Source organism: Companilactobacillus kimchiensis (assembly GCF_001438805.1).
GTDB classification, from domain to species: Bacteria; Bacillota; Bacilli; order Lactobacillales; family Lactobacillaceae; genus Companilactobacillus; species Companilactobacillus kimchiensis.
This window is the reverse complement of sequence record NZ_JQCF01000010.1, coordinates 1-19,739: the sequence shown is the minus strand read 5'-3', so window position 1 is coordinate 19,739 and position 19,739 is coordinate 1. Positions and strand designations below refer to the sequence as shown.

General features: G+C 34.7%; 23 protein-coding genes and 1 other annotated feature. Of the genes, 15 read left to right on the top strand and 8 right to left on the bottom strand.

Annotation, left to right across the window (positions count from 1 at the left end; genetic code table 11):
• The first annotated feature begins 82 nt into the window (after positions 1 to 82).
• A complete protein-coding gene (locus IV57_RS06505; RefSeq protein ID WP_057880700.1) occupies positions 83 to 418 on the top strand; it encodes a hypothetical protein in 336 nt (111 codons plus the stop codon).
• 47 nt (positions 419 to 465) lie between these two features.
• On the opposite strand, the gene IV57_RS06500 is transcribed toward IV57_RS06505, so the two are convergent.
• On the bottom strand, positions 466 to 1,155 hold the full coding sequence (locus IV57_RS06500) for a hypothetical protein (protein ID WP_057880699.1): 690 nt from the start codon (positions 1,153 to 1,155) through the stop codon (positions 466 to 468).
• Between the two features lie 83 nt (positions 1,156 to 1,238).
• Entirely contained in the window at positions 1,239 to 1,955 is a 717-nt protein-coding gene (locus tag IV57_RS06495) for an alpha/beta fold hydrolase (protein WP_057880698.1), read from the bottom strand.
• A 76-nt stretch (positions 1,956 to 2,031) separates the two neighbouring features.
• Positions 2,032 to 2,271 (top strand) — a binding site (T-box leader).
• A gap of 60 nt (positions 2,272 to 2,331) precedes the next feature.
• Here IV57_RS06495 and asnS point away from each other — a divergent pair.
• From asnS to IV57_RS13175, 4 genes are all read left to right on the top strand, one after another.
• On the top strand, positions 2,332 to 3,723 hold the full coding sequence (gene asnS, locus IV57_RS06490; RefSeq protein ID WP_057880697.1) for an asparagine--tRNA ligase: 1,392 nt from the start codon (positions 2,332 to 2,334) through the stop codon (positions 3,721 to 3,723).
• Positions 3,724 to 4,037: 314 nt separating this feature from the next.
• A complete protein-coding gene (locus IV57_RS06485) occupies positions 4,038 to 4,355 on the top strand; it encodes a PadR family transcriptional regulator (protein WP_057880696.1) in 318 nt (105 codons plus the stop codon).
• Positions 4,348 to 4,890, top strand: coding sequence for a DUF1700 domain-containing protein (locus IV57_RS06480; protein ID WP_057880695.1), 543 nt, complete (start codon positions 4,348 to 4,350; stop codon positions 4,888 to 4,890). Before IV57_RS06485 ends, IV57_RS06480 begins: the two co-directional genes overlap by 8 nt.
• 2 nt (positions 4,891 to 4,892) lie before the next feature.
• Positions 4,893 to 5,054, top strand: coding sequence for a hypothetical protein (locus IV57_RS13175; RefSeq protein ID WP_157051925.1), 162 nt, complete (start codon positions 4,893 to 4,895; stop codon positions 5,052 to 5,054).
• Between the two features lie 34 nt (positions 5,055 to 5,088).
• Here IV57_RS13175 and IV57_RS06475 read toward each other — a convergent pair whose 3' ends face one another.
• The 3 genes from IV57_RS06475 to IV57_RS06465 form a co-directional block, all read right to left on the bottom strand.
• A complete protein-coding gene (locus tag IV57_RS06475) occupies positions 5,089 to 5,367 on the bottom strand; it encodes a SemiSWEET family transporter (RefSeq protein ID WP_083488917.1) in 279 nt (92 codons plus the stop codon).
• Between the two features lie 193 nt (positions 5,368 to 5,560).
• Positions 5,561 to 5,872, bottom strand: coding sequence for a DUF2316 family protein (locus IV57_RS06470; protein ID WP_057880694.1), 312 nt, complete (start codon positions 5,870 to 5,872; stop codon positions 5,561 to 5,563).
• Positions 5,873 to 5,893: 21 nt separating this feature from the next.
• Positions 5,894 to 6,898, bottom strand: coding sequence for an amidohydrolase family protein (locus tag IV57_RS06465; RefSeq protein WP_057880693.1), 1,005 nt, complete (start codon positions 6,896 to 6,898; stop codon positions 5,894 to 5,896).
• A gap of 125 nt (positions 6,899 to 7,023) precedes the next feature.
• Here IV57_RS06465 and IV57_RS06460 point away from each other — a divergent pair, with 125 nt between their 5' ends.
• Complete coding sequence (locus tag IV57_RS06460) at positions 7,024 to 7,578, top strand: hypothetical protein (RefSeq protein WP_157051924.1); 555 nt, start codon at positions 7,024 to 7,026, stop codon at positions 7,576 to 7,578.
• 47 nt (positions 7,579 to 7,625) lie between these two features.
• On the opposite strand, the gene IV57_RS06455 is transcribed toward IV57_RS06460, so the two are convergent.
• Together IV57_RS06455 and IV57_RS06450 are read right to left on the bottom strand one after the other, a co-directional pair.
• Positions 7,626 to 8,621 (bottom strand): tRNA dihydrouridine synthase, encoded by a 996-nt coding sequence (locus tag IV57_RS06455; RefSeq protein ID WP_057880691.1) that lies wholly within the window; start codon positions 8,619 to 8,621, stop codon positions 7,626 to 7,628.
• A gap of 88 nt (positions 8,622 to 8,709) precedes the next feature.
• Positions 8,710 to 9,183, bottom strand: a complete 474-nt coding sequence (locus tag IV57_RS06450; RefSeq protein WP_236704332.1) for a TetR/AcrR family transcriptional regulator — start codon at positions 9,181 to 9,183, stop codon at positions 8,710 to 8,712.
• A gap of 85 nt (positions 9,184 to 9,268) precedes the next feature.
• On the opposite strand from IV57_RS06450, the gene IV57_RS06445 reads away from it, so the two are divergent.
• A complete protein-coding gene (locus tag IV57_RS06445) occupies positions 9,269 to 10,126 on the top strand; it encodes an alpha/beta fold hydrolase (RefSeq protein WP_057880690.1) in 858 nt (285 codons plus the stop codon).
• Between the two features lie 707 nt (positions 10,127 to 10,833).
• Here IV57_RS06445 and IV57_RS06440 read toward each other — a convergent pair.
• On the bottom strand, positions 10,834 to 11,991 hold the full coding sequence (locus IV57_RS06440) for a multidrug effflux MFS transporter (RefSeq protein ID WP_057880689.1): 1,158 nt from the start codon (positions 11,989 to 11,991) through the stop codon (positions 10,834 to 10,836).
• Between the two features lie 219 nt (positions 11,992 to 12,210).
• Between IV57_RS06440 and IV57_RS06435 the strand changes: the two genes are divergently transcribed.
• From IV57_RS06435 to IV57_RS06405, 8 genes are all read left to right on the top strand, one after another.
• Positions 12,211 to 12,483, top strand: coding sequence for an ArsR/SmtB family transcription factor (locus IV57_RS06435; protein ID WP_057880688.1), 273 nt, complete (start codon positions 12,211 to 12,213; stop codon positions 12,481 to 12,483).
• A 67-nt stretch (positions 12,484 to 12,550) separates the two neighbouring features.
• Positions 12,551 to 14,023 carry an MFS transporter gene (locus tag IV57_RS06430; protein WP_057880687.1) on the top strand — a complete coding sequence of 491 codons (1,473 nt, stop codon included), beginning with the start codon at positions 12,551 to 12,553 and terminating at the stop codon, positions 14,021 to 14,023.
• Between the two features lie 12 nt (positions 14,024 to 14,035).
• On the top strand, positions 14,036 to 14,848 hold the full coding sequence (locus IV57_RS06425) for a chitosanase (protein WP_057880686.1): 813 nt from the start codon (positions 14,036 to 14,038) through the stop codon (positions 14,846 to 14,848).
• Positions 14,849 to 14,932: 84 nt separating this feature from the next.
• Positions 14,933 to 15,925 (top strand): tRNA dihydrouridine synthase, encoded by a 993-nt coding sequence (locus IV57_RS06420; RefSeq protein WP_057880685.1) that lies wholly within the window; start codon positions 14,933 to 14,935, stop codon positions 15,923 to 15,925.
• Positions 15,926 to 16,057: 132 nt separating this feature from the next.
• Positions 16,058 to 16,651 (top strand): type 1 glutamine amidotransferase family protein, encoded by a 594-nt coding sequence (locus tag IV57_RS06415; RefSeq protein ID WP_057880684.1) that lies wholly within the window; start codon positions 16,058 to 16,060, stop codon positions 16,649 to 16,651.
• An 83-nt stretch (positions 16,652 to 16,734) separates the two neighbouring features.
• Positions 16,735 to 16,986: a GlsB/YeaQ/YmgE family stress response membrane protein gene (locus IV57_RS06410; protein WP_057880683.1), complete on the top strand. Its 252-nt coding sequence runs from the start codon at positions 16,735 to 16,737 to the stop codon at positions 16,984 to 16,986.
• Positions 16,987 to 16,992: 6 nt separating this feature from the next.
• Positions 16,993 to 17,130, top strand: a complete 138-nt coding sequence (locus IV57_RS13285; protein WP_169790824.1) for a hypothetical protein — start codon at positions 16,993 to 16,995, stop codon at positions 17,128 to 17,130.
• Between the two features lie 148 nt (positions 17,131 to 17,278).
• Positions 17,279 to 19,243 (top strand): fructose-1,6-bisphosphatase, encoded by a 1,965-nt coding sequence (locus IV57_RS06405; protein ID WP_338025657.1) that lies wholly within the window; start codon positions 17,279 to 17,281, stop codon positions 19,241 to 19,243.
• Positions 19,244 to 19,739 lie beyond the last annotated feature (496 nt).

Here is a 19,739-nt window from a genome sequence, read left to right as displayed (position 1 = left end):
CTTACGCTATACTTGATTAATCTTAAATTGACCAAATTCTGAAGTCAGTAAAAGCTGTTTTGTTATATCGGGGGATATATTCATGAATGAGAATGGGAAACAAGTGCCTGCTGAAATTAAAGGCTGGAACTGGGGCGCCTTTATGTACAATATTTTTTGGGGAATCGGAAATAAAACGTATTTACCATTACTTTGTTTAATTCCATTATTTAATATTGTTTGGATCTTTGTAGTTGGATTCAAAGGTAATACATGGGCCTGGCAAAAAGGTGATTATAAAGATGTTGAAACCTTTAAAGCCGTTCAAGCAACTTGGAACCGGGCAGGATTAATACAATTTATCATTGCAATTGTCTGTGTAGTTCTTTATATTTTCTTCGTTGCATCATTTGTTTCAGCTTTAATGTCTAATTATTAAAATAAAAAATGTTCAGTCACAATTAAGTGGCTGAACATTTTTTATCGTCAATTTGTTGGTTGTTGTCGTTGCGTCTGCATATGAGTATCAGCTAACAATAACGTATAGGAATTAACGCCGAAGAAGGCAATAATTACCATCAAACCGGTCAAGAAGAAACCTAAAAACATGAATCCCAATCCAAGTAATAGTCCAAACACGGCAAAGAAACGCATTAGATTCTTGGAAAGGGTAATCAAACTGTTTTCACTCTTAAAGGCACGGTGGTAGAGTGTATCAATTTGAGCAGATTTGTAATCAATTGGATCAGCTTTATGAACAGCTAAAGATATTTGATATGGTTCAAATTCATCAATAACCTCATCTTCACCATATTTATTTGTTATAACCTTTTTAAAGTTACCACCAGTAATAGTTAGTGTAGGGTATGAATCTTGTGCTAAGGCAATTTTAAGGCCATTTGTTAGCGGTATCGAACCTATCTTGATTATCTTAGAATTCCAAAACCTTGCTAAAACATAAACTTTGTCGGTAGTTATATGCAAATCAATGTTGATAGAATCTAAGTTCTCTAATTGATAGATTTGAAAGATAAATTTATTTTTTAAAATTTGTTTATCATTTAAGCCTTCATAAATATCATTAGGATTAACTTCATGAATGTAATTAATATAATTTTGAATAAATGGAACTGAATCCTCAGTTAAAAATAGCTTTTTCTTAATTAAAATAGTCATAATTCCCCCGAAAATTGTAACGATTAGTCCAAGTATAACAAAAATGTATGCGTTTTTGTGGAAATCAATGAAAACGCTTTAATTTATTCACTAATACTTTGATTAAGCCAATTTATTAAAAGTTGGCTTATAATATTTTGCTGTTTTGCATTACTGATTGTAGCAGCATTATCGCCCTGTTGCTTGCCGTAGTTGCCAAAGCCCGCGTGATTACCACCAGAAATCTGTTCATAAATTGTATTGTTTGGTAGGAATTTTTTGGCCTTTTGGTAATTGGTACGGTTTAAAACACCGTCATTGGATGCAGTTAGTGAGATAATTGGTACTTTAATTTCATGTAAATCACCCTTTTTTTCAGGATAACTTGCTAAAAGGAATACTCCTTTGAGTGTTTTGGGATGTTTTTTAGCGTAACGACAGGCCATAGTTCCACCCAAAGAATGACCACCGATAATATAAGGCTTATTTTTTTGAATCTTATTAGCAGCATTGCTATTTAAGACAGCTAGATCGAGAGGGAACCTGACGATATAGACCGAATATCCTGCTTGAGCGACTTTTTTAGCCCAGATGCTATAACTCTTGGGTTCAACTAGCGCACCAGGGTAGAAGATGACCATCGGTTTGCTGTCATCCCCTTGGAATTTAAAAGTATTATCAACAGTAATACTAGATTTGGCAGCGTCATTAGCTTGAATTGATGGCTGATATTCTTTGTTTTTAATGATCAAGAACATGGCTCCTAAAAGAATAATTAAAGTAATTATGATTCCAATAAGCCATTTGGATAATTTTTTCATAGAATAAACACTCGCTTTCTAATTAATATTGTACTTTACAAGTTGTATGAAAATATGCTACATTTAAGAAAATTAATATGTAGATATTAAAAGAAGGAGTACTATATACTTCATCCACAGGGAGTCAGGAGTAGTGAGAACCTGACGTGTCGGTATATAGGAAAAACATCTTTGTTTTCTTCTAGCTGAAATGAATTATCAGAGTAGGCCTAGACGTGACCCAATGCGTTACAATTGGAGAGTATATTTATGTACTTTGAGGTGTTTTTTACAAAAAAACTTGGGTGGTACCGCGGAAAGATCTTTCGTCCCTTTTATAGGGGATGAAAGGTCTTTTTTTCGTTTATAGTATTCCAAAATCAAAAGGAGATCGATTATGCAAAACGTTTTAGTTAAAGATTTGTACAAAAAAGAATTTGCTGACGGTGATCAAATCACCCTTTCTGGTTGGATCCGTACAATCAGAGGTTCAAAGCGAGTAGGTTTTATCGAATTAAACGATGGTTCATTCTTTAAGAATGTTCAAGTTGTTATGACTGCCGATATGGAAAACTATGCTGATGTAGTTAAATTCCCAATCAGTACAACTATCAAGGTTGTTGGTGAAGTATCATTAACACCTAAAGCACAACAACCATTTGAGATCCATGCAACTGAAGTTGTTGAAGAAGGAGCTTCTGATGCGGACTTCCCACTTCAAAAGAAGGCTCATTCATATGAATATATGAGAACAATTGCTCATCTTCGTCCTAGAACAAATACTTTCTATTCTGTTTTCCGTATTCGTTCCCTTGCTGCTTTTGCCATTCACGAATACTTACAACACAATGGTTTTGTTTACGTTCACACACCAATCATTACTAGTTCTGATGCTGAAGGTGCCGGAGAAATGTTCCAAGTTACAACTTTGGATATGAATAATGTTCCTAAGACTGATGAAGGTAAAGTTGATTACGGCGAAGACTTCTTTAGAAAAGAAACTAACCTAACAGTTTCAGGTCAACTTGAAGTTGAACCATTTGCTTTGGCCTTCAGAAACGTTTATACATTTGGCCCTACATTCAGAGCTGAAAACTCACATACTGGTCGTCATGCTTCAGAATTCTGGATGATCGAACCAGAAATGGCCTTCGCTGATATGCAAGATGAAATGGATTGTTCTGAAGAACTATTGAAATACGTTATCAACTACGTAATGGACAATGCTAAAGAAGAACTTGATTTCTTGAATGAAAATGTTGATAAGACATTGATCGACCGTTTGAAGGCTACTGCTGGCGAAAGTTTTGCCCACGTGACTTATACTGATGCTATCGACATCTTGGAAAAAGCTACTGATGTTGAATTTGAAGTTAAACCTTACTGGGGACTTGACCTTGATTCTGAACATGAACGTTATCTATCAGAACAAGTTTACAAGAAACCTGTTTTCATCACTGATTATCCAAAGGATTTCAAGGCTTTCTACATGCGTGCTAATGATGACGGTAAGACCGTTGCTGCAGCTGACTTGTTAGTTCCTGAAATTGGTGAATTGATTGGTGGTTCACAACGTGAGGAACGTTTGGATGTACTTGAAAAGAGAATGGCTGAACTTGATATGAACGAAGAAGACTACAAGTGGTACTTAGAATTACGTAAGTACGGTGGTACAGTTCACTCAGGTTTCGGTATCGGATTTGAAAGATTAGTTATGTATATCACTGGTATGGAAAATATCAGAGATGTTATTCCTTACCCTAGAACACCTGGTAACGCTGAATTCTAATAATGAATAGCAAAAGATCGGAAAAATTATGGTTATGAAACCGTAGTTTTCCGATCTTTTTTATTTAACAATTAAATTAATAATAAACTTTACCTGCTTTTCTAGTGGAATCTGACCATCAATTATTAGGTCAGCGTCATTACTGACAAAATCTTCATGGTCAATGAAAATAGGACAGGTATATCGATTGGGGGAGCAGAGGGTAAAGCATCAACATTGTAGTCATCAAATGAAATGATTTATATTATAAATCAAATTCATTTTGACATTTAATACATCCTATTACATAATACTATGTATAAAGAGGTATAAGAATGGACACACAATTAAAAAAAGGTTTGCTGGATATTTGCGTATTGTCCGAGTTAGAACGTAAAGAATCTTACGGGTATGCCATCATTCAAGATTTGAAACCTTTAATTGAAATCTCAGAATCAACCTTGTATCCAATTTTGAAACGTCTTTTAACTAAGAAGGCTATTGTTTCTAAAAGTAGGATTCATAACAATCGTGTTCGCAAGTATTATCAGATAACTGAAATTGGCAAAGAAGAAATTGCTGGTTTTGTCGATGATTGGGGACAGGTCGAGAAAATTTTTGAGTTTATAAAAGGGGCAGGTATTGATGGATAAAACAGATTTTTTAGTAGATTTACAAAAACGTTTGAAAAAATACGGAGTCAGAAATGCCAATGATTACATTGATTATTATTCAGAATATTTAGATGATTTGATTGAAAATGGTATGAATGCCGGTGAAGCAATTAGTAATATCGGTGGGGTTGAAAAAGTTGTTTTGCATATTCTGTCAGATGAGGATGTTGAGATACCGGAAACAAAAAATAGAATCAAAAGCACTTTATTTTTAACGATTGCGTTGCCAATTTGGGGACCAATCTTGATGGCAGGATATATCATTCTATTAGCTGCAATATTTGCTTTCTTTATCTGTACTATTGCTTTTATTGTTTCAGGATTATGGATATTCCTAGGTAGCTTTGTCGTGATATTTAAAATTGGTTGGACTTATGCTTTATTACAATTTGGAATGTCATTGATCCTGTTGGGATTAGGAATAATTTGTGAACAAGGACTATTGGGTTCTAGTAATGGACTATTCAGATCAAGTAAATATTTGTTTAAGACGTTTAATAAGAGAGGTGTTTGATAATGAATTTGTTGAAATTTAATCGGAATATTGTTTGGATTGGAATAATTTTATTAATTGCCGGTATGCTAATAGCTGTTATTTCTTTTAGTAATTTGAATTTTGATGTCAGCAAGCTGGTGAACAATTCTGGAGCTTGGTATGCACCAATAAAATGGAGATAAAAAACAAATCCATTTCTGAACTTGTCGGGAGTAATTAATTAAAACTAAAAATTGCAGTGATAAAGGTTGCGGCTCCAAGGAAAATCCCTGGAATATTAGCCCAAATAATTGGCCAGTCCTTTTCCTTCTTGAGTAATCCATAAGCCGTCCAAATTGTACAGTTGATGAAGGCAACTAATGGTTGAATTGGATTGCCTTTGGTACCGGATAGGTTGGATATGATCTGGGGGATGTACGAAACATACATCAAGACAGACATGACACTTGCTATCGTTCCAATTCGTTCTACTTTCGTTGAATCAACTTTTTGCAAAAAATTACTTCCTTTCCACTCTCTTTATCCTCAAACATTTGAAAGTCATTAATTGTGTAATTAATTAATGAAAAATGCTTTGTATATACGGTAAATCAGACAATACATCATGTCAATTGAAACGATGTTTCACAAAATAAGGGACCGTAAGATTAATTTCTTACGATCCTCTATTTTTTTCCATGCTAATAAATTAATTGTCACCAGCCGTGATTTTTCTTTTATCAATGATACGACTGTTTAAGAACCAGTAGTGATGCCAGTCACCAGCCAAGGCGGTAAAAGGAACTGGTTCTTGATTCTTAGCTCTTACTTTATCAATTAGATAATTACGTACGATCCAAGGATCATTTAAGGATTCTTGATTTAGATTCATAATAGTATCTAGTTTATTAAGACTGATATTTAGGTCAGTAGCGACTTGTTGTTTAGTTAAACCACTAAGTTCGAAATTTTCTTGTAACTCGTTAATAGTATTGGTGATTTGTTGTGGATTTAAAGTCATAATAGTTCCTCCAAATGATATTTATTTTAAGTTAAAGATTCTTTCGGCATTTCCATGACTGAAGGCTTCAAGTTCAGTGGGTGTTAAATCGGTTTTCTCCAAAAATGTTTGTGTATTATCTGGTTGTTTATATGGATAATCGATTGAATAGATAATATGTTCGGGTCCCATTTCCACTAAGATGAAATTTAATTGAGGATTATTTAAGATTCCACTGGGAGTTACAAAAATATTCTGTCGATAGTAGTCTGAGAATGATTTTTGTAGACCAGAATAGTTGTTTAATTCATCGTCTAGTCGTTCTAGAAACATTGGAACCATTTCGCCCCAGTGACCGGAGATTAGTTTTAAATTTGGTAATTTATCAAAAATTCCAGAGAGAATCATTCGAATTACTTGAATTCCAACATCCATATGCCATCCGTAACCAGCACTAGAGAATATTCCAGTGACAATGTCTGACCATTGGTCACTTTTAAAATAATGGTCTGATATATCGGTTGGAATAAATGATGGGTGAAAGTATACTGGAATATCCAATTTACTAGCCATTTCAAAAATCGGGAAGAAAAATGGATCATCAAAAAATTTACCTTGGTAATTTCCTTTGAGTAAAACACCGTTAAAATTGAGTTTAGTGATGGAACGCTTTAATTCATTAGCAGCTGCGATTGGATCTCCAACTGGTAAAACAGCTAGGGCACCAAATCGAGTTGGATTATTGGCAATTGTTAGAGCTAATTCGTCATTGGCTTTCTGACAGAGGGGAATTGAAATTTTGGGATCTAAATTTTGTGGGGATGAATTTCCATAGGATAAAATTTGTTTATCAATTCCATATTGATCCATGAAATCAAGGCGTTGTTTAGTCACATCTTGCATGATTCCCGGTGATGGTAATGAATTTTTCATATATTTTTGCATATCATTACTTATGCTAGGTTTTGAATTTATACCGGTTTGCTGATTAATTGCTTGAGTGATTTTAGCTGATTCGTAATGTTCTTCAACAGTAATTATTTTCATAGTTATGCTCCTTGGTTGATTAATAATGTATATAATTTAAATCAACAATCAGTATTATATATAGTCACAATATTAAAAAAAAGGAAGTTAAGATACATATTGGTCCAATATGTATCATTAAGACAATGACCAAAATATTTTTAGATGAACAAATAAAAATTGATCAAAGAAAACATCGTAGTGAAGGTAAATTATTGAATGCTTTAAGTTTTGAATATAAGAAAGGGATGGATTTTGATAAACTCGAAATCAAACAATTTTGTCAAGATGCTGGGGTGTCACGGGCTACCTTTTATCGGCATCATCAAGATTTGACCGATGTAGTCGTAGTTCAATTTTTAATTGTAATTGCTGAATTTAAGAAACAAATTGATGCGACTGAAAAAATTGATTTCGATAATGCTAGCGAGATTGTTATAAATACTATTTATGATAACCTCGAATTAATTAAAATATTGCAATGGAGTAATCTTCAGCCAAAAATTCAACCGCTATTTAGTGGCATGACTAGACAAATTTTAATGCTGCGCGAGTACAATAAAATCAAACAAGAGTTTGTGAGTGAATTTTTAGCCAATGCCATTTTAGATTTTGCCCAACAGATTGCGTTGGCTCAGGAACCAATTGATAGAAGTGAAGCTCTAGAGTTGTATCGATTATTGATTCCTAATCATTTATAGCAAAAAAAAGGCTGAAATCTTTTTGGGATTTCGGCCTTTTGAATTGATTAGATATTATTTTGATAGTCGGTTAGGATTTGACGAACATCATCAGTATTCTTAGCATCCATCATTTTATTTCTTAAGTCAGTTGCACCAAGTTCTGGGCGAGCATAAATTTTAAAGAAACGTTTTAGTGAGGGGAAACGTGGCAGATCGTACTTTTGTGAAAAGTCATCGAATAAGTCTAATTGCATCTTTAAAAGATCCAATAATTCAGTTAATGAATGAGTCTGTGGCTCTTTTTCAAAGGCAAATGGATTAGCGAAGACTCCGCGACCAATCATGATGCCATCTAGTCCAGGATGCTCTTGAGCTAGTTTTAAACCTGCTTGATAATCAAGAATATCACCATTGATTTGAATTAGAGTTTCGGGAGCAATTTCGTCACGCATTTTAAGAATATCGTCGATAACCTCTAAATGAGCTTCGACTTTACTCATTTCCATTTTAGTCCGGAGGTGAATCGTCAAAACATCAACGTGTTGGTTAAGTAGGAAAGGAATCCAGTCTTTGAATTCGTCGACTTTGCTGTAACCAAGACGTGTTTTGGCACTGACTGCCAAGCCAGAAGTTTTCGCGGCCGCAATAACATCTTGTGCCCATTGGTGGTTTCTGATTAGATCACTGCCACCATGATTTTTGATGACGGTACTGTCGGGGCAACCCATGTTGATATCAATCGCTTGGAATCCTTGATCCTTTAGGGAAGCTGCTGCTGTTTCAAAATCTTCAGCCACATTTCCCCAAAGTTGAACGACTGGTCGTTTTTTTTCACGCTCATCAACGTATAACCGACCATGAATGGGAAATTTAGTTTTATAATCAGTGATAGCTTTGGCATAAACGAATTCACTGAAAAATGTATCAGGAGCACTGGCATGCGTGATCACCTGGCGAAAGACGGTATTACTGACGGCTTCCATTGGTGCCATAGTGAAAAATGGCCGATTTTCTGATTTAGCTTGTGTTGCAATTTGTGACCAAAATGTTGATTCTGTCAAACGAAATTACCTCTTTATTAGTTATAAGTGTTGTTAATCATATCATTCCATATTACTAGTTTTTATTGTTGGCGACTAATATTTTATCTCAAATATGCTCATACAGATTAAAGATGATATTATATTGTGCTCCGGCTAAACCGTAAAGATGAATTTTTTCGTCAATCGTCATAGAATAAGGGAATAACTTTAGTAAATGATGGTTGAATTCTTCCAAGTAAATATGTGATAAACCAGCTTCGACTAGTCCCTTGATCTGGGCTTTATTGCCTAGGAGTGAATGCCAAACTTCTTTGATATATTTATCCTCAAAGCGTTCCTCAATTGTCTGTGGCTGATAGACGGCGTCAAATTGATCCATTTCAGTCTGAATTAGTGAACGGACAAAACTGAGTTTGTCGTTAAAGTGTCGATAAAAGGTTGACCTGGCAATACCGGCAGTTTTTACCAGTTCGCTGACAGTTATTGAGTTAAAGGATTTCTCTTTCATTAATTTAAATAAGGCCACTTTCAGTGACTCAATAATAATCTGTTGTTCTTCTTGGCGACTACTCATAGACATTGCCCCTCCAATTGTCCCACAAATTTTGGTAAAAAATTGTTATCCTTTTATTGTACTCGAAAATTACAATGAAGAAGGATTTACAATGTCAAAGATACAAAAAACAACTATGAATTTTAATGATTTAGATTTTAATGTTCGCACTGCCGGATTAGATAATGTTGGAGAATTAATTATTTTCTTACATGGATTCCCTGAGAGTTCATTGATGTGGGAACCAGCTATGAAAGAAATGTCAGATCTTGGTTACCGCTGTGTGGCCTTTGATCAAAGAGGTTACTCCAAAGGAGCACGACCACAAGAAATTGCGGCCTATTCGATGACCAGTTTGGCAAATGATGTTGTCACTTTAGCCAACAAGGTTGGCTTTTATAAAAAATTTCATTTAGTTGGTCATGATATGGGTTCACTTGTTGGTTGGACTGTTACAACGCTCTATCCTGATTTGATTGGCTCATGGAATGCCATTTCTGTACCTGACCTGCCAGCTTATGAATGGGCTCTAAAAAATGATCCCGCACAACAACAAAAAGGTTCATATGTCCAAGTTTTCCAACAACCTGGTGCAGCTGAAGCGATGTTACAAAAAGATGATTATGCTGTTTTGAGAAAATTGTGGGCTGGTTTTGATTCAGAAACAGTTACAACCTACTTGGATATTTTTTCCGATCCAGGTGCTATTACCGCAGTTGTCAACTGGTATCGAGCTCTTTTCCAAACACCACAAATTGAATATACACCAGTAACTGTCCCAACAATGTTAATCTGGGGAACCAAGGATTTGGCAATTGCTCCGGCTGGAATTGAAAAAAATGCTCAATTTGTTAAAGCTGATTATCAATTGAAAAAATTAGATGCCGGTCACTGGTTAATGGAGTTTAATGCCGCTGAAACAACGAAACTAATAAGTGATCATGTTCAGGAGAATCCGATTAATAAATAAAAGCTTTACCAATATATTCTGTAAATAAACACTAATATTGACTGAAAAATATTGGTCCATTGCTTAAGTTTGATTAGAACGAGAGTATATTTAACTTCCCGTCTTCCGCAAAAATTGGGAATAGGCTGGAACGCTGAGGACACGGCTTGGAACCAACCACAGACCGGTTGTCTTCAAGATCGGTCTTGTTCTAAGTGGGTTCCCCACTAAGAACAATTTCTCGGCTGAGCCTATTCCCAATTTTTACTCCAGACTAAATATTACTTTGATAGTTTTGTTAATTAAAAGTGATTTAGTCTAAAACCATTATGTACAAATAATATTTTTAAATGAAAAAATGACCATATTAGCTGATATAACATTCAGTCAATATGGTCATTTTGCTTTTAAAACAAATCTGAATAAATTGATATATCTTAAAATAATTTAAATTACTAAAAGATAGAAACAACTAATCTAGTCTGGAGCGAGAGCAATTCGGGGGCTCAGCAGTGAGATTTCTCTTACCTAGCGTACTTGGCTAGGTTAGTGAAAGACTCGATTTTGAAACAATTTTGTACTTCAAATTGGTTCAAAACGATGTCCACTGCGTTCCAGCCCCCGATATTGCCGAGCGGAAGACGGCAGCATAATAATAACTCTGTTAACTTGCGTTCTAATCAAACTGAAGTAAGAACCAAATAGCAATTGATATTTGGTTCTTATATTTATTTCTCAACTTTTCGAAAAGCAATTAGTAGGTAAACAAGTAACATTATCAAACTGATTGCTAAAATGAATATCGGCAAGGACCAGATGGTTCCGTTGTGGATCAGACTGACAATTAAATAATAACCAAAACTGAAAATGCCACTGGCACTGCCAATGATGTTTTCATAACCTTTTAAAGCCAGATTTAAAGCAATTGGCAGAGTGGTGTTTAGTCCTAAGAATATCAAAAAGAAACCGATGATCAAAAGATAGGCTTGATTGAGTTGTAAACTAAGTATCAATAATAGTCCCGAAAGACTACTGAAAATTAAGCCAATCAGAGCAATCATTTCAGATCTGAGATATTTCACCAAAACATTTACCAAAATAGCTCCAAGTAAACTAGCCAAAGCTAAGGTCAGACCCAAACTGCCATATTTAACAGCTGAGTAACCGAAATGTTCTATAAAGATAAATGGTGCTTCGGAATAGTAACCAAAGAGGATCCCGTTGATGCCACCAATCAAAATTCCATAAGCCCAAACGATGGGATCTTTTATTAATTTCCAAGTCACTCTTAATAAAGATACTTGTTGGATATTTTTGACGTTACGCGTTTCTGGCAAATATGAGTAGCTATATAACAAGACTAAAGTTGCCATAATAATTAAAGCACTGAAAACATTTCGATAGCCAAGATATGTCTGGATCAAACCACCGATCAGTGGTCCAAAAGCGGGAGACAGTGCCATAGCTGCGCCAACTTTGGAAAAGACTTTGGCACCAGTTATACCATTGAAACTTTCGCGCATGATAGTTTGTGTGACAACGGAACCGACACTGGCCCCAAAGGCTTGAATAAAACGTGCTGTTAATAAGATATGGAAAGTTGGACTAATAAATAGACCGATATTCCCTAGCAAATAAACGACAATTCCCAAGTTCATTGCTAAGCGGCGGCCAATTTTATCAGATAATTGCCCCCAGAATAGGACTCCAATCGCAAAAGCAATGAAATAAATACTCATTGTTAATTGTGAAGTTGCCGCTGAAACGTTAAATCCTTGGCTGATATTGGGCAAAACAGGGGTAAAGATCGATTCACTGATCTGGGGAAATCCTACCAGAACAATGATTAATAATAGTGATGGTACGGTGTTACGGACGTTTTTCATTTTTAAACTCCTAAATTTTATTCTGCTGAAAAACGTCCTGCATCATTTACGGGCATACAAGCCATGATGTTTTGTAGATCCATGGTTCTCACCTAATTTCTGTTAAAGTATGTTTATCATGTTATAGAAAAAATTATATTTTTGCAATGAAATTTTCCATTTCGTATTTTTCGATGTTTTGAAGTGGCTAGAAATTATCACTTGTTATAGGATAAATTTATGAAAACAGAAGAAGCAGATTTAAAAAGAACAGAAATATTTAAAGTATTGTCTGATCATAATAGATTAAAAATGATTAGAATCCTTTATCAAGCCAAACGTGAGTTGACCTGTGGTGAGGTGGGAGAAAAGTTGAACTTAAGTAAATCGACAGTTTCGTATCATTTTAAGCTATTGAGAACAGTTGGTTTAACTAATACTAGAAAGGAAGCACAAATTAAATATTTATCGTTAAATATGGCGACGTTTCAAGAATATTTACCAGGTTTTTAGCGACACTTTAATTTTTTTTTACCATTATAGTTCGATAACTATCGAACAACAAAAAGAGGTCAATGTTATGAATGAAAACAAGCATTCCAGTTTATTATTGATTATGATTGCCATTTTTATTGCAACCTTTATGACGTCAGTGGAAACGACAATCGTGACTACAGCTTTACCGACCATTATTAGTAAACTAGATGGGCTATCCATGCAAAGCTGGGTTTTTGCCATGTATTTGTTAACGATGGCCATCAGTACACCAATTTATGGAAAATTATCCGATCAAATTGGACGGAAACCGATATTTATGATTGGTTTAATTGTCTTTTGTGTTGGTTCGTTTCTTTGTGGAATTTCTAGTAATATTTATTCTTTGATTCTTTTCAGAGCTATACAAGGTTTTGGTGCCGGTGCAATCGTACCCGTGACGTATACGATTATTGCTGATTTATTTAGTTATGAAAAGCGGTCTAATATGTTAGCCATGAATAATACTGCTTGGGGTATCTCAGCTTTAATGGGACCAATTATCGGTGGCTTTATTGTAGATAAGCTAAATTGGCATTGGATTTTTTTCATCAATGTACCGTTAGGTGTGATTGTTTTGTTTTTAGTATGGATTGGTTTGAAAGAAAATAAACATACGGTATCAAAAGAACCCATTGATGTTAAAGGCGTTTTAAGTTTATCAGGATTATTGGTATCGCTTTTATTATTATTTCAAATGTTAGGTAATCAGCATTTAACAATAATTCCTATTTTAATTATTGGACTGATATTTATAGCATTCATTATTTGTTTTTATAAGTCCGAGAAGCAAGCGATTGATCCGATTATTCCCTTAACACTGTTTAAAAATCAATTATTTACGATTGAAATTATTACAGCAAGCTTGTTAAGCGGAATGCAAGTTGGTTTCCAAGTTTATTTTCCTATCTGGCTACAGTCAATTTATAAAGTGCCAGCGACCGTCGCTGGATTGGCAGTTACACCAAGTCCGGTAATGTGGTTAGTGGCATCGTTTTTTGTTGGTGCATTGGTTAAAAGATTTTCACCTAAACAAATTACGATTCCAATCGTTATTATACAAATGCTATTTTATGTACCTTTGATTTTTGCTGGGATTAATTTTCCAATGTTCATTTTTTATATCATTTCTGGTGTTACAGGTGCTGGTTTGGGAATAGTTATTACCATTAATATTTTAGTCGCGCAAGAGGTGGTAACTGAAAAAGATATTGGAATGGCAACTTCAATATTAACGCTGGGTAGGAGCCTGGGGCAGACAATTATGACCGGCATTTTTGGATTGATTTTTAATGTGGCTATCAATCGATCTTTAGGACAAGATAGTCGAATCAATTCACAACAGATTAATAAGTTTATCAGTGCAAATCAAAATTCTTCCACTAATATGGTATATATTAATGATATGAAGAAAATAATCCTGAATGGGATGCACTTGGTCTTTATAGCGACTCTAATTTTATTTATAATTATTTTCTTTGTTAATCTGCGAGATAAAAATAAAGAAATTATTAAATGATGAGGAATACTTGTGGCTAAACGTAGAGTTTTAGTGAGAATATTATTAGCTTTGTTGGTTTTGATTCTAGGAAGCTATTATTTAGTACAAAAGCAGGCCAGTGGTTATCAATCACAACATACTATTCGAACAGGAGAATTACGTAAGACAACTTTTTCATTGGTCAGTAGTGCTGAGAATTCAACGATGGATTATCAAAAACAATATAGTTATATTGAAGATATTGGTGATGGTCGTGGTTATACTGCAGGGATTATTGGCTTTACAACAGCGACTGGGGATTTACGTCAAGTAGTTTTACGCTATCAACGGTTATCACCGAAAAATAAGTTAGTAGCTTATTTACCAGCATTGCAGAAAGTCCAAGGGACTTCTAGCCATAAAGGACTGGGAAAACAATTTGTTACAGATTGGAAAAAGGCGGCTCATGACAAAAAGTTTATTCAAGCTCAAGATGATATTCTGGATCAGCAGTATATGAAGCCAGCTTTAAAGGCGGCTAAAGAAGATGATTTGGGGCCTTTGGGTCAATATATTTATTACGATGCCATTGTGGTGCATGGTCCAGGAAATGATGTTTCCAGTTTTGGTGGCATCAGAAAAAAGGCTAAAAAACTTTCAAAGAGTCCAATACAAGGAATCAATCAAGCCGTCTATTTACGAACCTTTTTAAATGTTCGGTCAAAAGTGATGCGTCAAGAGTCAGCTCATCACGATTTATCTCGAATCAATGCACAGCGAGAATTCATTAAAGAAAGAAATTTTCGCTTACGACGGCCATTAACATGGAAAATGTATGGGGACTCTTATCATTTGAATAAGTAAACTTTGGACTTAATACTTGCTTATCAGTCTTAAAAGCCGTTATAGTTGTAAGTATTGTAATTAAATTTGATTGGAAGTGAGATTGTGACCCAGTCAGCATACTGGAATCGCATCGCAGAAAAAGCTAAAGGGGAAAATCGTCCGTTCTTTAGTTTGGCGCCAATGGAGGCTGTGACTGGAACAGTCTTTCGGCGGGTTATCATGCGAGCTGCTGCACCAGATAATTTTTATACGGAATTTACTAATGCCTTGAGCATTACACATCCTTTGGCTAAAGAGGCGACCAAGGGTCGTTTATATATTGATCCTGAAGAAAATCCCAAGCCTATTGTGCAACTATGGGGGAATTCAGGTGTAGACTTTTCTAAAGCAGTCAAAGAAGTGGAAAAAGATGGCTATGAAGCGATTGATTTAAATATGGGATGTCCTGATATTGCCGTGATCAAAAATCACAGTGGTAGTGATTTGATCCGCCATTTTGATACCGCTCAGGAAGTTATTGATGGTGCCCGCCAAAGTGATTTACCGGTGACTGTCAAGACTCGTTTAGGCTATAGTAAAATAGAAGAATTCGAAACTTGGATTCCATTTTTATTAAAACAACAAGTACCTGTACTAACGGTCCATGTCAGGACTCGCGAAGAAATGAGTAAGGTCCCGGCACATTATGAATTAATCGACCAATTGGTCCAGATGCGTGATGCCATTGCTCCAGATACTTTGTTGCAAATTAATGGGGATATTGCCGATTATCAAGCTGGTATTCAATTAGCTAAAGAGCATCCTGGAGTTGATGGGATTATGATTGGTCGTGGTATTTTTATGAATCCTTATGCTTTCGAAAAAGTACCGCAAGTGCATTCAAGCCATGAATTGTTGGGCCTTTTACGTTATCAATTGGATCTATATGATGAGTTTGTGGCCAAAGGTATTCCTGGTCACTTTGCACCCTTACAACGGTTCTTTAAGATTTATGTGCGGGGAATGAAAGGTGCATCAGCAATTCGAAATGAATTAATGATGACTAAAACCACTGATCAGGCTCGAGCAGTTATTAATGAAATCGATCCATCTTAAACGCTGTTTTGTAAAATAAAAACTTTGATAACATTAGATAGAATAATCTAAGTTATTGAAGCTTTTTTAGTTTGAAACATCTAATAACTTAGAATAGGTTTTAACTACCAAAGAAGATATGGGGGATTTTTAATGAAAAAAGTAATCTTTTTTATGTTAAATGATTATGCTGATTGGGAAGGAGCTTATCTTTCTAGTCAATTGAATCAGAATCAAGAATGGACTGTTAAGACCGCATCCACTCAGAAAGAAGTTACATCAATTGGTGGCTTCAAAACATTAGTTGATTATCAATTGAATGATATTTTGAATCAGGAAGTGGATTTATTAGTTTTAATTGGTGGCAACTCTTGGTCGTTAGAAAATGCTGAATTAAAAAAATTAATTGCAGAGCGATTGGCAAATAATGAACCAGTTGCTGCCATATGCGGAGCAGTTGATTATTTAGCGAAGAATGGTTTGTTGACAGGTTATAAGCATACTGGAAATGCTCAATATCTTTGGAAGGATTACGCTGAATATAAAAATCCAACTGACTTTCAGATGGAGCAGGTGGTTAGTGATAAAAATCTAGTTACATCGAATGGAACGGCAGCACTTGAATTTACTAATTTAGTTTTGAAGAAGATTCAATTTACCTCTAATTCAGAGGTTGATAAGATTACAGATCTTCATAAACTAGGCTTTTATCAATACTGTGATAAATATGGGAATCCGTTCGCTTGATTTGTCTAGCATATTTCGTGCAAATTTTTCCGGAATTTATTAACATTAAATTATAAATAATAAATAAAGGAGGAATTAATATTATGCATTGGTTGTGGGTTTTAATTATCGGAGCGATTATTGGTGCTATCGCTGGAGCGGTGACTAATAATGGTAAATCCATGGGATGGATCAGTAATATTCTAGCAGGTATCATTGGTTCAAGTATCGGCGAAGGAATCCTGGGTTCTTGGGGACCACAGCTAGCAGGTATGGCTATTTTTCCTTCTCTAATTGGTGCAATTGTATTGGTTGCCATAGTTTCATTTGTTGTTAGAAAAATGTCTGCGAGGTAAAGGAATATGGAAATTATCAAGAATGTTTTTAAGTTCATGATGGTAAGTACTTTAATTGTAGGTGGATTTTTGGTTGGTGGAACTGTCTTTGCAGCCAAAAAAATCGATCAATCAGGTGATAAGCTACAAGATAAAATTTATTAATTAAATCAAAGGAAGTCTAACAAAACTAACATTCGAATATTAATATGAAATACCTCCAATTTGAATTTTGAATTGGGGGTATTTTGTTAGCACATTGAATGCCTTAACTAAAAAATCATCTTTCATCAATTGAAACCGATGTCATAAAATGGTATGGTTTGAATCATGTACTTGTGACAAGAGATTAAGAACTAAATTTGATGAAAGGTATATACAATTTGAAATGGAAAATGAATTTTCGAATAGAAATGAAATTAAATCTGAAATCATTAATTTGTCGGCAATTCTAAGCCTTCCGAAAGGAACAGAGGCTTTTATTAGTGATGTTCATGGTGAATATGATGAATTTGCACATATTATGCGTAATGGTTCTGGTAATACTAAGCAAAAAATAGCTGAGTTATTTACGGGCAAGTTGACGCCAGATAGTCAAAAAAAACTAGCATTTTTAATTTATTATCCCTCAGAAATTTTGAGAAAAACCAAGTTGCAATTCAACGATGAAGAAGCGCTCAAACAATGGTATATCGATACTTTTAATCATCTGATCGATATTCTTCGTTATACTGGAAATAAATATACCCGTTCAAAAGTCAGAAAAGCTATTGATCCGGATTATGTATATATTACTGAAGAATTGTTATATGCAGATTTTAACGTTGATACAAAACAATTGTCCTATCAAAAAATCATGGATAATATTATCGATTTAAAAATGGCCGATTCATTTATAATTGCCACTTGTCATTCAATTCAAAAATTAGTAGTTGATCACGTACATATCATTGGTGATATCTATGATCGTGGGCCACATCCAGATTACATCATCGAGCATTTAGCAAAACATTGGCAAAATTTTGATTTTCAATGGGGTAATCACGATATTTTGTGGATGGGTAGTGTTGCTGGTTCAAAGTTATGTATGTTGAACCTGTTACGAATCTGTGCTCGATATGATAATTTATCTATCATTCAGAATTCTTATAATATTGATATTTCTTCACTGATTGATTTCGCTAGAAAAAATTATGTGCCGTTGAAATCATTTAAGCCGAAATCAGATACGGGTGTAGAAATTTCGAGTGAATCAAGTGACATTGATAATTGTGTTCAACAAGCAGTTGCCATTATGCAATTCAAATTAGAGGGTCAAACGATTGAATCTCATCCGGATTTTGAAATGAACGACCGGATGTTATTGGCTGATCTGGATGTTAATAAAAATACTATTGAAATTTCAGGAGTTACTTATGACATTAAAGATGGGTGTTTTCAATTAGTGGATTCCAAGCACCCTTTTGAGTTAACACCAGCTGAGAATTTAATTGTTCAAGACTTACTTTCGCAATTCGGTAGCGCTCCTAAATTGAGAAAACATATTCAATATTTAGTAGATAATGGTTCAATGTATCTGAAATATAATGGCAACTTACTACTTCATGGTTGTATTCCAGTTGATACAACGGGTAATTTATTGAGTTGGACAGTTAATGGTAAAACCTATGCTGGAAAAGAGATTTTTGATTATTTTGATAAAAATATTCGTGATTGCTTAAATAATTCTTCAACAAATGGTAATTCAAATTTAGATATTATTTGGTATCTGTGGACCGGAAAAATGTCACCATTATTTGGAAAAGAAAAAATGACGACTTTTGAAAGATATTTTATTGACGATGATAAATTACATCAAGAGAAATTAAATCCTTATTATTCGTTACGAAAAAAGGAGTGGTTTGCTGATAAGCTTTTTCAAGAATTTGGTTTAAATGACGACGGTCACATAATCAATGGTCATACACCGGTTAAAGCAGGAATGTCACCAATTATGGCCAATGGTAAAATTTTTGTTATCGATGGAGGGATGTCAAAACCCTATCACAAAACGACTGGAATCGGTGGTTATACATTGCTGTCAAATTCTTATGGTTTGCAATTAGTGACACATGAACCATTTACAACTAGGGCGCGGGCCATAGCAGATATGACTGATGTTGTATCAACCAAGAGAGTTATTGAACAATCCGTGCACCGAATTACTGTTAGTGAAACTGATACTGGTGAAAAAATCAAAAATCAAATAGTAGAACTGTCACACAGATTAACTAAATAATAAAAACCAATCTTGGTTAGAGCGTAAGTATACTTAACTTCCCGTCTTCCATAAAAATCGGAAATAAGCTGGAACGCCGTGGGTATCGTTTCGAAGCAACTCAAGTTCGGAGTTGTTTTGAAATCGAGCCTTCTACTAGGCCAGCAAAGTACGCTGACCAAGTAGAATTTCACAGCTGAGCTTATTTTCGATTTTTATTCCAGACTAATTAACACTTTGCATATTTGTTTCTGTTAATGAAAAAACATATTTTTAACTCAAAAAGCCTGTATTAACTGATATTTTTCAGTCAATACAGGCTTTTGCTTATTCTTAGAAAGATAGATTTTAATACTTAATATCCATTTAAAGTCAGTAATATAAAAAGGTTTTCAATTATATACATAGTATAGAAAACAATAACCTAGCTCGGAGCAAGGAAGAAAAAATGGTTCAATAGCGAAGTTTTCCTTAGTCAGCGATTTGTGGAGGCTGCTGAAAAAGTAACCACTCATTT

What these genes read in the sequence shown, in the direction of transcription:
- IV57_RS06445 (WP_057880690.1), top strand. Translation starts at nt 9,269, where the DNA reads ATGTCAAAGATACAAAAAACAACTATGAATTTTAATGATTTAGATTTT.
- IV57_RS06495 (WP_057880698.1), bottom strand. Translation starts at nt 1,955, where the DNA reads ATGAAAAAATTATCCAAATGGCTTATTGGAATCATAATTACTTTAATT.
- IV57_RS13175 (WP_157051925.1), top strand. Translation starts at nt 4,893, where the DNA reads ATGAATTTGTTGAAATTTAATCGGAATATTGTTTGGATTGGAATAATT.
- IV57_RS06435 (WP_057880688.1), top strand. Translation starts at nt 12,211, where the DNA reads ATGAAAACAGAAGAAGCAGATTTAAAAAGAACAGAAATATTTAAAGTA.
- IV57_RS06410 (WP_057880683.1), top strand. Translation starts at nt 16,735, where the DNA reads ATGCATTGGTTGTGGGTTTTAATTATCGGAGCGATTATTGGTGCTATC.
- IV57_RS06415 (WP_057880684.1), top strand. Translation starts at nt 16,058, where the DNA reads ATGAAAAAAGTAATCTTTTTTATGTTAAATGATTATGCTGATTGGGAA.
- IV57_RS13285 (WP_169790824.1), top strand. Translation starts at nt 16,993, where the DNA reads ATGGAAATTATCAAGAATGTTTTTAAGTTCATGATGGTAAGTACTTTA.
- asnS (WP_057880697.1), top strand. Translation starts at nt 2,332, where the DNA reads ATGCAAAACGTTTTAGTTAAAGATTTGTACAAAAAAGAATTTGCTGAC.
- IV57_RS06500 (WP_057880699.1), bottom strand. Translation starts at nt 1,155, where the DNA reads ATGACTATTTTAATTAAGAAAAAGCTATTTTTAACTGAGGATTCAGTT.
- IV57_RS06465 (WP_057880693.1), bottom strand. Translation starts at nt 6,898, where the DNA reads ATGAAAATAATTACTGTTGAAGAACATTACGAATCAGCTAAAATCACT.
- IV57_RS06485 (WP_057880696.1), top strand. Translation starts at nt 4,038, where the DNA reads ATGGACACACAATTAAAAAAAGGTTTGCTGGATATTTGCGTATTGTCC.
- IV57_RS06450 (WP_236704332.1), bottom strand. Translation starts at nt 9,183, where the DNA reads ATGTCTATGAGTAGTCGCCAAGAAGAACAACAGATTATTATTGAGTCA.
- IV57_RS06440 (WP_057880689.1), bottom strand. Translation starts at nt 11,991, where the DNA reads ATGAAAAACGTCCGTAACACCGTACCATCACTATTATTAATCATTGTT.
- IV57_RS06405 (WP_338025657.1), top strand. Translation starts at nt 17,279, where the DNA reads ATGGTATGGTTTGAATCATGTACTTGTGACAAGAGATTAAGAACTAAA.
- IV57_RS06470 (WP_057880694.1), bottom strand. Translation starts at nt 5,872, where the DNA reads ATGACTTTAAATCCACAACAAATCACCAATACTATTAACGAGTTACAA.
- IV57_RS06460 (WP_157051924.1), top strand. Translation starts at nt 7,024, where the DNA reads ATGACCAAAATATTTTTAGATGAACAAATAAAAATTGATCAAAGAAAA.
- IV57_RS06480 (WP_057880695.1), top strand. Translation starts at nt 4,348, where the DNA reads ATGGATAAAACAGATTTTTTAGTAGATTTACAAAAACGTTTGAAAAAA.
- IV57_RS06430 (WP_057880687.1), top strand. Translation starts at nt 12,551, where the DNA reads ATGAATGAAAACAAGCATTCCAGTTTATTATTGATTATGATTGCCATT.
- IV57_RS06505 (WP_057880700.1), top strand. Translation starts at nt 83, where the DNA reads ATGAATGAGAATGGGAAACAAGTGCCTGCTGAAATTAAAGGCTGGAAC.